We start from the raw sequence: 13,329 nt of genomic DNA on the forward strand, positions 1-13,329 counted from the left end.
GTTTTCAAATCAACTTAAAAACATAGGAGTCTTTATGGAATTAGTATTTATTCGCCACGGTTTCAGTGAGTGGAATGCTAAAAACTTATTTACAGGTTGGCGTGATGTTAACTTAACAGAACGTGGTATTGAAGAAGCAAAAGCTGCAGGTCAAAAATTAAAAGCAGCTGGTTATGAGTTCGATATCGCTTTCACTTCTGTTTTAACTCGTGCAATCAAAACTTGTAACATCGTATTAGAAGAGTCTAATCAATTATGGATTCCACAAGTTAAAAACTGGCGTTTAAACGAGCGTCACTACGGTGCGTTACAAGGTTTAGACAAAAAAGCAACCGCTGAACAATACGGTGACGAACAAGTTCACATTTGGCGCCGTTCTTACGACATTTCTCCACCAGATTTAGATGCAGCAGATCCAAATTCTGCACATAACGACCGTCGTTATGCTCACTTACCAAAAGATGTGATTCCAAATGCAGAAAACCTCAAAATCACTTTAGAACGTGTTTTACCATTCTGGGAAGATCAAATTGCACCAGCATTATTATCTGGTAAACGTGTACTTGTAACTGCACACGGTAACTCTCTTCGTGCATTGGCAAAACACATCATCGGTATTTCTGATGAAGAAATCATGGATTTCGAAATCCCTACCGGTCAACCGTTAGTATTAAAATTAGATGACAAATTAAACTTCGTAGAAAAATTCTACTTATAATTTAGTTTGTTACTCAAAACAAAAACGCTCGGGAAATCCCGAGCGTTTCTTTTTTGCAAAAAATTCTGTAAATTTAACCGCTTACCAAGCAAAAATTTGCTTAGCTAACTGGAAGGCATATATTGCCAGGCTGATCGCAATTGCATACATAATCACCCCGGTAAGAAAATCCAAGATTTGCCATGTTCTACGCTTTCCAAAATAAGGTGATAGAAAACCCGCACCATACCCCACGCCGAAAAACCATAACAAAGAACAGCTTAACGCTCCGGCAAGAAACTCCATTTTACCGATAAAGTCCAAATTGCCACCGATTCCACCTAAAATCACCACCGTATCAATATAAACGTGTGGATTTAAAAAGGTAATCGCAAAAGTAATCATTAAAGCTTTTTTCAAACTTGTCGCATTTTCATTACTGGCTGTTAAGGCTTCACTACTCTTAAAAATACTAATAAACGAACGACTACCATAGGTAAATAGAAAAAATGCCCCGAGTAATGCAATGAATAAGCTTAAAGTAGGCAAATTCGCCACAATAGAACCTAGCCCTAACACACCTAATGTCATTAAAAATACATCACCTAAAAAGCAAAGTGATGCTACCCAAAAAACGTGTTGCTTTAAGATTCCTTGTTTAAGTAGAAAAGCGTTTTGTGCACCGATTGACACGATCAATCCGAAACAAACAATGAATCCCTGAATAAAAATGTCCATTTTTCCCTCAAATTAAGTCAATATGCAGTCAATTATACGCAAATTTTTACAAAAATGCGGTATAATCTCCCGAATTTTTTGTCCCTTTCTTAACGACTAGTATTTAGGATCCGATTATGTCTGAAACAATTGAAAACCAAGCTTGCATTGTCATTGCAATCGCCGGCGCTTCCGCTTCCGGAAAAAGCCTTATTGCATCAACTATCTATAAAGAATTAAAAGAAGAATTAGGTTCGGATGACATCGGTATCATTTCTGAAGATGCGTATTATAAAGATCAAACGCATTTAACCATGGATGAGCGTATTAAAACCAACTATGACCATCCTAATTCAATGGATCATCATTTACTGGTAGAACACTTACGCCAACTGAAACAAGGTCAAGCGATTGAAATTCCAGAATACGACTACGCAGAACATAACCGTAAAACCACCACTAAACATTTTGCACCGAAGAAGATCATTATCTTAGAAGGTATTTTATTACTAACGGACGAAGAAATTCGTAACGAAATCAACGTCTCTATTTTCGTGGATGCGCCGTTAGATATTTGTTTCATTCGCCGTTTACAGCGTGACTTGGTGGAACGCGGCCGCTCAATGGAATCGGTAATTACCCAATACCGTAAAACCGTGCGTCCAATGTTCTTACAATTTATTGAACCGTCAAAACAATATGCCGATATTATCGTACCGAAAGGTGGTAAAAACCGTATTGCGATCAATATCTTAAAAGCGCAAATTAAACAATTATTGGCGGTAAAAAAATAGGATAAACAATTATGCGTTTATGTGACACAGATATAGAACATTATTTAGATGAAGGCAAAATTGCGATTGAGCCTCGTCCATCAAATGATAAAATCTCAGGGGCGACTGTTGATGTTCGCTTAGGTAATTCATTCCGTGTATTTCGTGAACACGCAACGCCTTATATTGATTTAAGCGGCCCTCGTGAACAAGTCACCGCCCAGCTGAATAAAGTGATGAGCGATGAAATTATTATCGCTGACGGTGATGCGTTTTTCCTACACCCCGGCGAACTCGCTCTTGCGACCACATTAGAGTCGGTGACATTACCGGATAATATTGTAGGTTGGTTAGACGGGCGTTCTTCTTTAGCTCGCTTAGGCTTGATGGTACACGTAACGGCACACCGAATCGATCCGGGTTGGCATGGTAAAATCGTATTAGAATTTTTCAATGCCGGTAAATTACCGCTTGCTTTACGTCCTAATATGGCAATCGGCGCATTAAGTTTTGAAGTGTTAAGCGGTCATGCGGCAAAACCTTATAATGCCCGTAAAGACGCAAAATATAAAAACCAACAAAGTGCGGTTTCCAGCCGTATCAATCAAGACGATTAATGCGATAAGCGGTTAAATTTTCCAATTTTTTTGCAAAAGATTAACAAAATCTGACCGCTTGTTATCTTATAATTATAAAAAAAGAGATCCGAAGATCTCTTTTTTATGTCGCTAGATTAGCTATTTAATGCTCTTAAAATGTCATCCACACGCTCTTTCGCGTCACCGAATAACATTTGGGTATTTTCTTTAAAGAATAGTGGGTTTTGAACGCCTGCGTAACCAACCGCCATTGAACGTTTGAATACGATAACGTTTTGTGCTTTCCACACTTCTAATACCGGCATACCTGCGATTGGGCTTGACGGATCATCTAATGCTGCTGGGTTTACCGTGTCATTTGCACCGATAACCAATACTACATCAGTTTCTTCGAAATCATCATTGATTTCATCCATTTCAAGTACCACATCGTAAGGTACTTTCGCTTCTGCCAATAATACGTTCATATGGCCTGGTAAACGACCCGCAACAGGGTGAATACCAAAACGCACATTAACACCTTTCTCACGTAATTTCGCAGTGATTTCCGCTACCGGATATTGTGCTTGCGCAACCGCCATACCGTATCCCGGAGTGATGATCACAGAACTTGCATTTTTCAGCATTTCCGCCACTTCTTCTGCCGTAGTTTCACGGTGTTCACCTTGTTCTTCATCACCTGAGCTTGCTTTAACTTCTGTGCCGAAGCCGCCTGCAATCACACTGATAAATGAACGGTTCATTGCTTTACACATGATGTAAGACAGAATCGCACCTGATGAACCCACTAACGCACCGGTTACAATTAATAAGTCATTGCTTAACATAAAACCGGCTGCCGCTGCTGCCCAACCTGAATACGAGTTCAGCATTGAAACCACTACCGGCATATCCGCACCACCGATAGATGACACTAAATGCCAACCGAAGACTAATGCGATTGCAGTCATAATCAACACAGGGAAAATATTGTGCGGATTATTTAGGAATACCACCATTAATAATGCAGAAACGATTAATGCCGCTAAGTTCCATTTGTGTTTGTGCGGGATATTTAATGCCGCCGAAGACACTTTACGACCGAATAGTTTGCCGCTTAATTTACCGAATGCTACTAATGAACCAGAGAAAGTCACCGCACCGATAAAGATACCAAGGAACACTTCAACATTATGAATGTTAGCTAGTGTTGCTTGTTCTGCGTGGAATGCCGCTAGTGCAACTTCATCTAAGTTTGCCGGTGGAATCGCATCTACGTGTAAACCGTAGCTGTTAAAACCAACTAATACCGCAGCTAAACCTACAAAGCTGTGCAGAATCGCCACTAACTCCGGCATTTCCGTCATTTCAACTTTTAACGCTTTTTTGACACCGATAAAGCCACCGATTGCCATTGCGATTAAGATCCAAAGCGTACCGTGCGATTGTGGACCAAAGATAGTTGCGACTAACGCAATCGCCATACCGACAATACCGTACCAACAACCTGCTTTTGCCGTTTCGTGTTTAGAAAGTCCTGCTAAACTCATAATAAAGAGAATCGCAGCAATAATATATGCAGCTGTTACAAATCCAAAAGACATGAGTTTCTCCTTAACCTTTTCTAAACATTGCAAGCATACGTTGCGTGACTTTGAAACCACCGAAGATATTAATGCTTGCCACTAAAATCGCAATAAACGCAAGAATATCCACGAAGAAATTACCGGTCGGTTGCGCAATTTGTAATACCGCACCTACAATGATAATGCCCGAAACCGCATTGGTTACAGCCATTAACGGAGTGTGTAATGCGTGACTAACGTTCCAAACCACATAATAACCCACCACACAGGCTAAGACGAATACGGTGAAGTGTGATAAGAATGCCGCAGGAGCCACAGAGGCTAACCATAAGAATAACGCACCGACACCTGCCATTACGCCGTATTTAATACGTGGATCGGTCGGTTTTTCTTCTTTTTTCTCAACCGGTGCCGCAGCCGCTGGTTTTTGCGGTTGAGCAGAAACTTGAATTGGTGGTGCCGGCCAAGTTAATTCGCCGTCACGTACTACAGTTACACCACGTAATACCACGTCTTCAAAATTGATATCGATTTGACCGTCTTTATTCGGAACAAGTAACTTGAGTAAGTTAACTAAGTTTGTACCATAAAGTTGTGAAGATTGGGTTGGTAAACGTGCTGGGAAATCCGTATAACCAATTACTTTCACTTGGTTTTCAGTAACAACCACTTCACCCGCTTTAGTGTAATCACAGTTACCGCCAGTTGCCGCCGCTAAATCAACAATCACTGAACCTGGTTTCATTGAATCAACCATTTCTTTAGTGATTAAACGAGGTGCTGGTTTACCCGGAATCGCTGCTGTGGTGATAATAATATCGACTTCTTTTGCTTGTTCAGCATAAAGTTCCATCGCACGACGGTTAAACTCTTCTGACATCACTTTCGCATAGCCATCGCCTGAGCCGCCTTCTTCTTCAAAATCGATTTCTAAGAAGTCTGCGCCCATGGATTTAACTTGTTCTTTTACTTCCGGACGAGAGTCAAACGCACGAACAATCGCACCTAAGCTGTTTGCCGCACCGATTGCCGCTAAACCGGCAACACCCGCACCGATAACCAGCACTTTTGCCGGTGGAACTTTACCAGCCGCAGTAATTTGACCGGTAAAGAAGCTCCCGAATGCATTTGCCGCTTCAATAACCGCACGATAACCGGAAATATTTGCCATTGAACTCAATGCATCAAGCGCTTGCGCACGCGAAATACGAGGCACCGCATCCATTGCTAATACATTGATTTTCTTAGCTTGCAATTTTTCCATTAATTGTGGATTTTGCGCAGGCCAAATGAAACTCACTAGCGTTGCGCCTTCTTTAATAAGGGCAATTTCAGCATCGGTTGGCGCATTCACTTTAAAAATAATATCTGAATTCCAAACCTCTTGTTGCGTGCCAACAGCCGCACCTGCGTTTACAAATGCGTTGTCCTCAAAACTCGCTTTAAAACCTGCATCGTGTTCAACGAGCACATCAAAGCCGAGCTTTTTGATCTGTTCAACGGTTTTTGGCGTTGCCGCCACACGTGTTTCACCGTCTAACAGCTCTCTTGGTACACCAATAAGCATAAAGACTCCTGTATGGTTGATGTTTATATATTGTGCTAAAAATAGCCTATTTCGAAAAAATAAGACTAGGCGTAATGTACCATTAAATAAGTAGAATTTGTAAAAAAATTACGCCTCATAAATCAATTAATTGCAAATTCTCAGTTTGCGACAAATCTGCTAAAATCCAGCATAACAAAAATGTAATAAATAGAACCAGAATGAATAGCTTAGACCAAATTCAAATTATCCTGATCGAAACTTCCCTCCCCGCCAATATTGGCTCTGCCGCTCGTGCGATGAAAACCATGGGGCTAACAAATTTACGTTTAGTTGCTCCGCTTAACCCGATTGACGAACAAGCTCAAGCTCTCGCTGCCGGTGCAAAAGATGTGTTGGATAACGCCCAAGTTTTCCACTCGTTTGAACAAGCGGTTGCAGATTGCCAATTAGTAATCGGCACCAGTGCTCGATTACGTCATCTACAAAATACTCTTATTGAGCCGAGAGATTGCGGTAAATTAGCGGTTGAACGTGCCGAAAGAGGTAAAGTGGCGATTGTATTTGGTCGGGAACGAGTCGGATTAACTAACGAAGAATTACTAAAATGCCATTATCATTTAAATTTCCCGACTAACCCCGATTACGGCTCGTTAAATTTAGCGATGGCGGTGCAATTGGCAAGTTACGAAGTGCGTATGGCGTGGTTGGATTTGCAAAAAAATCCGCAAATTCGACCGCTTGCGGAAGAAAAGGATTACCCGAATACCGAAGCTTTGGAACATTTCTTCAACCACACCGAGCGACTGTATAAACAATTAGGTTTTATCCGTAATGATGCGGTCATGCTCAAGCTCCGCCGTTTATATCAACGTGCCGAACTGGAAACCAACGAATTGAATTTATTGCAAGGAATGCTGACTTCCGTTGAGAAGCAGATAGAGCATAAATAAAAAAATCCCCAGAGATTCTTATCATTCTTCTGGGGCTTTTTCTCACTGTCTTGCCATTCTTAAATTTTGCGGAACAGCCTCAAAATTTGAGCGGAATGGGTTAATGTCTAAACCGCCTCGGCGGGTATAACGTGCATAGACCGTCAGCTTTTCCGGTTGTGCAAATTGCATAAGGTCGGTAAAGATACGTTCTACGCATTGTTCGTGGAACTCGTTATGTTCGCGGAACGAGACTAAATAGCGTAATAATTTTTCTCGATTTAATTTTTTACCCACATAGCGAATTTGCACACTACCCCAGTCCGGTTGTGAGGTAATCAAACAGTTTGATTTCAGCAAATGGCTGACTAAAGTTTCTTCAACTATCTCACCTTCTGCCACGCTTGCTAAATGTTCGTTAGAAAATTCGTAACTGTCAATTTGAATATCTTGTTCATCAATACATTCACCGGCAAAATCAACAATCGGTTGCCGGGTGTAAGCGGATAATTTGTAAACTTTTACCGAAACTTGACCGCTTGCACATTGGCTTAGGTCTTTAGCCAATGTTTGTTCCACTTGTTCCAATGAGGCAAATTTGGTTTGGTTAAAGCTGTTTAGATAGAGCTTAAAACTTTTTGATTCGATTAAATTTTCACTGCGAAAATCAATCGCCACATCAGCAATCGCTACCTGTGGTAAACCGTTTTCGTTTAACCAAGACAATTCATAACAGGTCCAAACATCTGCACCTCGATCAAACGGTTGTTGTTCGGTAATCCCTAAACCGTCACGGTTTAATTTACGTGGAACAGGCTGTAAAAGCGTAGGATCATACTCGCTTTTATACTCGGTTTTTTGCCCTAATTTCAGGACAGATAATGATTTATCGTTGTAGTTCATATTTATTCTCATCATTTATATACAGATAACTTATAACTGTCTACTATTCTATAGTTACGAAAATTCTAACAGATTTAATCACTTATAGTTGATATAATTTTACAAATATGACTAACGAAAGAAATATGGTAACTAAACGATACGTTACTCACCAATTTTTTATATTCAGTGAACATGCTAGAAAAAGTTCACCTAGGAAGCTGTATGAACGAAAAACACTTAAAATCATTAAATGAAATCTATAAACTCCTTGAATCCCATCGTATAGAAAGCACCAAAACCGAATTATACGATGCTAATCGATTCAATCCCTTTCAATTTATCACAACAGATGAAAATGGCTTATCTCGCATAATGTCATTTTTTCTTGACCCCTTAGAAACTCATGGGCAACAAGATTTATTTCTTAACTCATTTTTAAAGTACTTAAAGTTACATAAATTTTTATCTTATGATAAAGCTTCTATTTATTGTGAAAAATTAACTACTAATAAAAGAAGACATGATATTTTTTTAGAAGGTTGGATGAACAATAAATTAACTTGGGTTATTTCGATTGAAAATAAATTAAAAGATGCTAAAGATCAGGCTGAACAATTAACAGACTATTATAAGGACTTAAAAAACTTTGGAGTTCCTTTTTTCCTAATTTATTTACCAAGATTTAAACGCTTACCAAGCAAAGAATCCATTCCAGAAATCGACTGGGAACAACTAAGTAATGAACACAAAGCAATCGTATTAGAAGCAAAAGATATTATTAAATGGCTTGAACAAACGCCTATTTTAGCTCCTAAGATAAAGAATTTCACTCAAGATTTCATACGATTTTTAAAGGAGGAAATTATGCATGAAACACATGATAGTAATAAATTTTTAGATCAAATAATAAAAAATTCTAATTGGATTTATACGGCTACTTCTCTAATTGAAAACTCTAATAACTTATATGAAAAATTAGATAATTTATTAATCCAGCAGCTTCAGCAAAAGCTAGAGAATGAGTTCCCAATAATAGTTAGCTTTGGCTGGCACTTTAATACTAATGGACATTCAACAGGCTTTTATCTAGATAAGGGTGATGTCGATATACAACCTTGGGGAGTCGGTATTGAATTTGAATCATCTAACTGCAAAAATGCTTATTATGGCATTTGGGCTCATAAATTGGATTTATCTGAAGAAAAATATAAACAATTAGATGCTATTTTTACATATAGTGACTTTAGAAATAGTAAATGGTGGCTTAATTGGAAATGGTGCGATAAGAATCTACAAAATTGGGATGCCGAAACGTGGAAAAATGTCATAACTGGCGAGTTGTCTAATCAAATATTTGACTTATTAAAACCATTTATCATCGATATAAATCATCATATAAATGAACTAGAAAAATTATCCTGTAAATAGAAAATAGCCGTTGTCTAATTTTTTAGGATAACGGCTATTTCATATTAATCATTTAATATAACGGACTAAATCCACTAAGCTGTCTAATACGAGATCGGCTTTTGCTTCGCCCTCTGCGGTAACCGGTTTACCGGTACGCACTAATACTTTGGTTTTCACGCCGGCAGCTTCAGCGGCTAACAGATCTTCTAATTTATCGCCGACCATATACGATTGTGCAGGATCAATATCCAAATCAGCAATCGCTTGAGTGAACATTCCGGCTTTCGGTTTACGGCAATCGCAATCTTCTTTATATTCGCCTTTGCCTTCCGGATGATGCGGACAATAATAAATACCGTCTAACACAACGCCGTAATCTTCATCCAGCGACCAATCCATCCATTCCGTTAATTGATTAAATTGCTCTTCACTGAAATAGCCGCGCGCAATACCGGATTGGTTGGTGACCAATACCAATAGATAACCTTTATCTTGTAACTGCTTTAACGCTTTGCCGACACCTTCAATAAATTGGAAGTCGTCAATTTGATGTACATAACCGTGATCAATATTGATCGTACCGTCACGATCTAAAAATATCGCCTTTTTCGCCATTACTTCATTCCTTTTACAAAATCGACTACCATTTGATGATGTTCACTCGTTTTAAATTTATCAAATACCTGCTCGATCACACCTTGTTCATTAATTAAAAAACTAATTCGGTGAATGCCATCATAGGTTCTGCCCATAAATTTTTTCTCGCCCCATACACCGAATGCTTCGGCAACTTGGTGATCCGCATCAGACAATAGCGTGAAATTCAGTGCTTTTTTCTCGACAAATTGCGCTAATTTTTTCGGTAAATCCGGGCTAATGCCTAACACTACCACATTTAATTCCTCCAATTCCGACTTACTGTCACGTAAGCCGCAAGCTTGTGTAGTGCAGCCCGGGGTTAAGGCTTTCGGATAAAAATAAACCAGCACTTTTTTGCCGGCAAATTGGCTAAGTGAAACCGGTTGTTCGTGCTGATCTAACAAAGTAAATTGAGGCGCTTTATCGCCTGCTTTAAGTGTACTCATTGCAAAAAATTCCTAAAAAAAGACCGCTTGTATTCTACTACAAGCGGTTAAATCTTTGAATTTTTTTGCAAAAGCTATTCTAAAAAACCTTCCAATAATTCATTTAAAAATAGCTTACCGTGCTGAGTGATCCGCCAATGCTTTTCGGTTTCCGTGATGTAATTTTTGCTTAATGCCCAATCCATGGTCGGTCTAACGATTTCACGATCAAGACCGGTGTACAGTTCAAATTCTTGTTTCGGAGTCGCTTCCAATAAGCGGAAACGATTCATAAAAAATTCAAACGGACGATCAGCAAGCTCAATCAAATCTTGGCTGTAACGATACTCACCTCGCATATAGCCTTTCGGGTGTTTAGTTTTGCTGAAGCGGTAAATTTCGCCGGTCGGATAACTAATCTTACCGTGCGCACCACAACCAATTGCCAAATAGTCACCAAAGCGCCAATAATTAAGATTATGACGGCATTGATAACCTTTTTTCGCATACGCTGAGGTTTCATATTGCTCATAACCTGCTGATGTAAGAAGCTGATGACCTTGCTCGAAAATATCCCATAATTCGTCATCGTCCGGTAAAGTCGGTTGGCGATAATAAAACATTGTGTTCGGCTCAATGGTTAATTGATACCACGATAAATGTGGTGGTGCGAGCGCAATCCCCTGTCGTAAATCGTCCAGTGCTTGTGCCACCGATTGATTCGGTAAGCCGTGCATTAAGTCGATATTAAAACTTTGCAAACCGGATTTTGCAGAATTTTGCGCAAAAATGACCGCTTGTTTCGCCTCATTCGAATCATGGATTCGCCCAAGTTTGAGCAGTTTTTCCGGTTCGAAACTTTGGATCCCCATTGAAATACGTGTCACACCGCCCTGTGCATAGCCAAGAAAACGTTCCGCTTCCGCCGTACCAGGATTCGCCTCTAGGGTAATTTCGATATTCTCTTCAAACGGAATACGCTTTTCGACTTCTGCCAACAGATAAGCAATCCCCTCTGCCGAAAACAGACTTGGTGTGCCGCCGCCAATAAAAATCGAATGAATTTTGCGATTGCCGATTGCAGCCTGATAAGCGGTCAAATCTTGCGATAAATCTGTAAGTAAATGTTGAATATATTCCGCTTCCGGAATCACACCTTTTTGCGCATGTGAATTGAAATCGCAATACGGACATTTTTGTACGCACCACGGAATATGGATATAAAGGCTTAAGGGAGGAAGGGTTAAATTCACGTTCTAACTACTATCATTAAATAAAAATGATGATAACGAAAACTCTTCACGCTGAAAAGCAAAGTTTTCTGTGAGAGAGATCACAAATCTAATATTCTTACCTTTACCGTCGGAACTAAACTGTTATGATTAATTCAATCCATTTTTACAAGTAAATTTGACAAATTCACTTCACAAAAATTTGTAAAAAAGAATTTCCGTGATCGTTCGGCGAAAAGTTTTACCGAACAATTTAATTATCCTATTACTAACGAGGTGTTTTATGGCTTCTCATTTTGATTATAGTGAATCTCGCCGCCATTTTATGAAACTCATGGCTGGAGTTGGAGCCGGTTTTGCGTTTTCCGGTACATTAGGCACTTTTTCAAATAGCGCTTTTGCTGCTACAGGTAAAAGTATTGAAGCGGGAATCGCTTATCCAATTTCTACCGGATTCGATCCTCTCACATCAAGTGGTGCATCATCATTAGCGGCTAACTTACATATTTTCGAAGGCTTAGTGGATTTACATCCGGCAACTCGCCAGCCTTATTTAGCTTTAGCGGCAAAAGAACCTGAACAGAAAGATGAGGTAACTTATCACATTGCTTTACGTGAAGGCGCGACTTTCCACGATGGTAAACCGGTCACCACCGAAGATGTGGTTTACTCTTTCGAACGTGTATTAGATCCGGCCAAAGCCTCATTATTCGCCCAATTTATTCCGTTTATCGCTTCGGTAAAAGCGCTTGACGATAAAGTGGTTGAATTCAAATTAAAATATCCGTTTGCTTTATTTAAAGAACGTTTAACCATTGTCAAAATCGTACCGAAGCATATTGTAGAAGCAGGTCAATCTGCATTTGATGCCAAACCTGTCGGTTCCGGTCCTTATAAATTTGTTTCTGCAACCAAAGACGACCGCATTGTCTTTGAGGCCAATACCGCTTATAACGGTATTTATCCGGCTAAAGTAGATAAAATGACGTGGTTCTTATTATCAGACGATGCAGCTCGTGTGACCGCACAAGAATCCGGACGTGTACAAGCGATTGAATCCGTACCGTATCTCGATGCGGAACGCCTAAAACGTAAAGGAAAAGTGGAATCGGTGCAATCATTCGGATTACTGTTCTTAATGTTTAACTGTGAAAAAGCACCATTTGATAATCCGAAAGTACGCCAAGCGTTACATTATGGTTTAGATACGCAAAAATTAATCGATATTGTATTCTTAGGCAATGCCAAAGCGGCAAGCTCTTACGTACAAGACACTCATCCTGATTATGTAAAAGCCGCTAGCCAATATGATTTTGATAAAGCAAAAGCTGAAGCGCTTCTAGCAGAAGCCGGTATAACCTCATTAACCTTCGAATTACTGGCAACCGACCACGCTTGGGTGAAAGAATGCGCGCCACTTATTCTTGAGTCTTGGAATGCGTTAAAAGGGGTAAAAGTCAGCCTGAAACACCTACAATCCGGTGCGCTTTATGGTGCTCATGTGGATAAAGGTGCATTTGAAGTAGTTATCGCACCGGGCGATCCGTCTGTGTTCGGTAACGACTTAGATTTATTACTCAGTTGGTGGTACCGTGGTGATGTTTGGCCGAAACGCCGTTTCCGTTGGGCGAATACGCCGGAATATACCGAAGTGCAAAAATTACTTGATGATGCCGTCCGTGCCAAAACGTCACTTGATGCAAAAGCTGCATGGGAAAAAGCAATCAATATTATTGCACAACAAGTGCCGCTTTACCCGATTGTACACCGTAAATTACCGACCGCATGGAGCGATAAATCTCTCACCGGTTTCCAACCGTTACCGACCACAGGCTTATCATTCCTTGGCGTAGAACGTAAATAACACTGACTTATTGCGGCAACGGATGTTGCCGCCTTCCTCTTAGAT

Annotated in this window: 13 protein-coding genes; 6 read left to right on the top strand and 7 right to left on the bottom strand. The window is 39.9% G+C overall.

Going from position 1 to position 13,329, the window contains the following annotated elements; genetic code table 11:
* Positions 1–34 precede the first annotated feature (34 nt).
* Positions 35–718, top strand: a complete 684-nt coding sequence (locus ASU1_RS04945) for a 2,3-diphosphoglycerate-dependent phosphoglycerate mutase (RefSeq protein WP_005623059.1) — start codon at positions 35–37, stop codon at positions 716–718.
* 81 nt (positions 719–799) lie between these two features.
* Here ASU1_RS04945 and ASU1_RS04950 read toward each other — a convergent pair whose 3' ends face one another.
* Positions 800–1,435, bottom strand: a complete 636-nt coding sequence (locus ASU1_RS04950; RefSeq protein WP_014991696.1) for a LysE/ArgO family amino acid transporter — start codon at positions 1,433–1,435, stop codon at positions 800–802.
* A 116-nt stretch (positions 1,436–1,551) separates the two neighbouring features.
* On the opposite strand from ASU1_RS04950, the gene udk reads away from it, so the two are divergent.
* Positions 1,552–2,208: a uridine kinase gene (gene udk, locus ASU1_RS04955; RefSeq protein ID WP_039195164.1), complete on the top strand. Its 657-nt coding sequence runs from the start codon at positions 1,552–1,554 to the stop codon at positions 2,206–2,208.
* Between the two features lie 11 nt (positions 2,209–2,219).
* Complete coding sequence (gene dcd, locus ASU1_RS04960) at positions 2,220–2,804, top strand: dCTP deaminase (RefSeq protein ID WP_014991698.1); 585 nt, start codon at positions 2,220–2,222, stop codon at positions 2,802–2,804.
* A 116-nt stretch (positions 2,805–2,920) separates the two neighbouring features.
* Here dcd and pntB read toward each other — a convergent pair whose 3' ends face one another.
* Both pntB and pntA read right to left on the bottom strand, forming a co-directional pair.
* Entirely contained in the window at positions 2,921–4,369 is a 1,449-nt protein-coding gene (gene pntB, locus ASU1_RS04965) for a Re/Si-specific NAD(P)(+) transhydrogenase subunit beta (RefSeq protein WP_014991699.1), read from the bottom strand.
* A gap of 10 nt (positions 4,370–4,379) precedes the next feature.
* The gene (pntA, locus tag ASU1_RS04970; protein WP_014991700.1) at positions 4,380–5,918 is read right to left on the bottom strand and encodes a Re/Si-specific NAD(P)(+) transhydrogenase subunit alpha; all 1,539 of its coding nucleotides are present in this window, start codon (positions 5,916–5,918) and stop codon (positions 4,380–4,382) included.
* A gap of 200 nt (positions 5,919–6,118) precedes the next feature.
* On the opposite strand from pntA, the gene trmJ reads away from it, so the two are divergent.
* Positions 6,119–6,850 (top strand): tRNA (cytosine(32)/uridine(32)-2'-O)-methyltransferase TrmJ, encoded by a 732-nt coding sequence (gene trmJ / locus ASU1_RS04975; RefSeq protein WP_014991701.1) that lies wholly within the window; start codon positions 6,119–6,121, stop codon positions 6,848–6,850.
* A gap of 42 nt (positions 6,851–6,892) precedes the next feature.
* Here the strand turns inward: trmJ and queF are convergent, their stop codons facing one another.
* A complete protein-coding gene (queF, locus tag ASU1_RS04980; RefSeq protein WP_014991702.1) occupies positions 6,893–7,732 on the bottom strand; it encodes an NADPH-dependent 7-cyano-7-deazaguanine reductase QueF in 840 nt (279 codons plus the stop codon).
* Between the two features lie 204 nt (positions 7,733–7,936).
* Between queF and ASU1_RS04985 the strand changes: the two genes are divergently transcribed.
* A complete protein-coding gene (locus ASU1_RS04985; RefSeq protein ID WP_014991703.1) occupies positions 7,937–9,142 on the top strand; it encodes a PDDEXK-like family protein in 1,206 nt (401 codons plus the stop codon).
* Positions 9,143–9,190: 48 nt separating this feature from the next.
* Here the strand turns inward: ASU1_RS04985 and gmhB are convergent, their stop codons facing one another.
* The 3 genes from gmhB to hemW all read right to left on the bottom strand — a co-directional run bounded on the left by gmhB (position 9,191) and on the right by hemW (position 11,441).
* Positions 9,191–9,739: a D-glycero-beta-D-manno-heptose 1,7-bisphosphate 7-phosphatase gene (gmhB, locus tag ASU1_RS04990; protein ID WP_014991704.1), complete on the bottom strand. Its 549-nt coding sequence runs from the start codon at positions 9,737–9,739 to the stop codon at positions 9,191–9,193.
* Positions 9,739–10,209: a thioredoxin-dependent thiol peroxidase gene (gene bcp, locus ASU1_RS04995; RefSeq protein WP_039195169.1), complete on the bottom strand. Its 471-nt coding sequence runs from the start codon at positions 10,207–10,209 to the stop codon at positions 9,739–9,741. The genes gmhB and bcp overlap by 1 nt, the downstream gene beginning before the upstream one ends.
* 74 nt (positions 10,210–10,283) lie before the next feature.
* The gene (gene hemW, locus ASU1_RS05000; protein WP_014991706.1) at positions 10,284–11,441 is read right to left on the bottom strand and encodes a radical SAM family heme chaperone HemW; all 1,158 of its coding nucleotides are present in this window, start codon (positions 11,439–11,441) and stop codon (positions 10,284–10,286) included.
* A gap of 262 nt (positions 11,442–11,703) precedes the next feature.
* Here hemW and ASU1_RS05005 point away from each other — a divergent pair, with 262 nt between their 5' ends.
* On the top strand, positions 11,704–13,284 hold the full coding sequence (locus tag ASU1_RS05005) for an ABC transporter substrate-binding protein (protein ID WP_014991707.1): 1,581 nt from the start codon (positions 11,704–11,706) through the stop codon (positions 13,282–13,284).
* Positions 13,285–13,329 lie beyond the last annotated feature (45 nt).

The sequence above is a fragment of the Actinobacillus suis ATCC 33415 genome (assembly GCF_000739435.1).
Lineage (GTDB): Bacteria > Pseudomonadota > Gammaproteobacteria > Enterobacterales > Pasteurellaceae > Actinobacillus > Actinobacillus suis.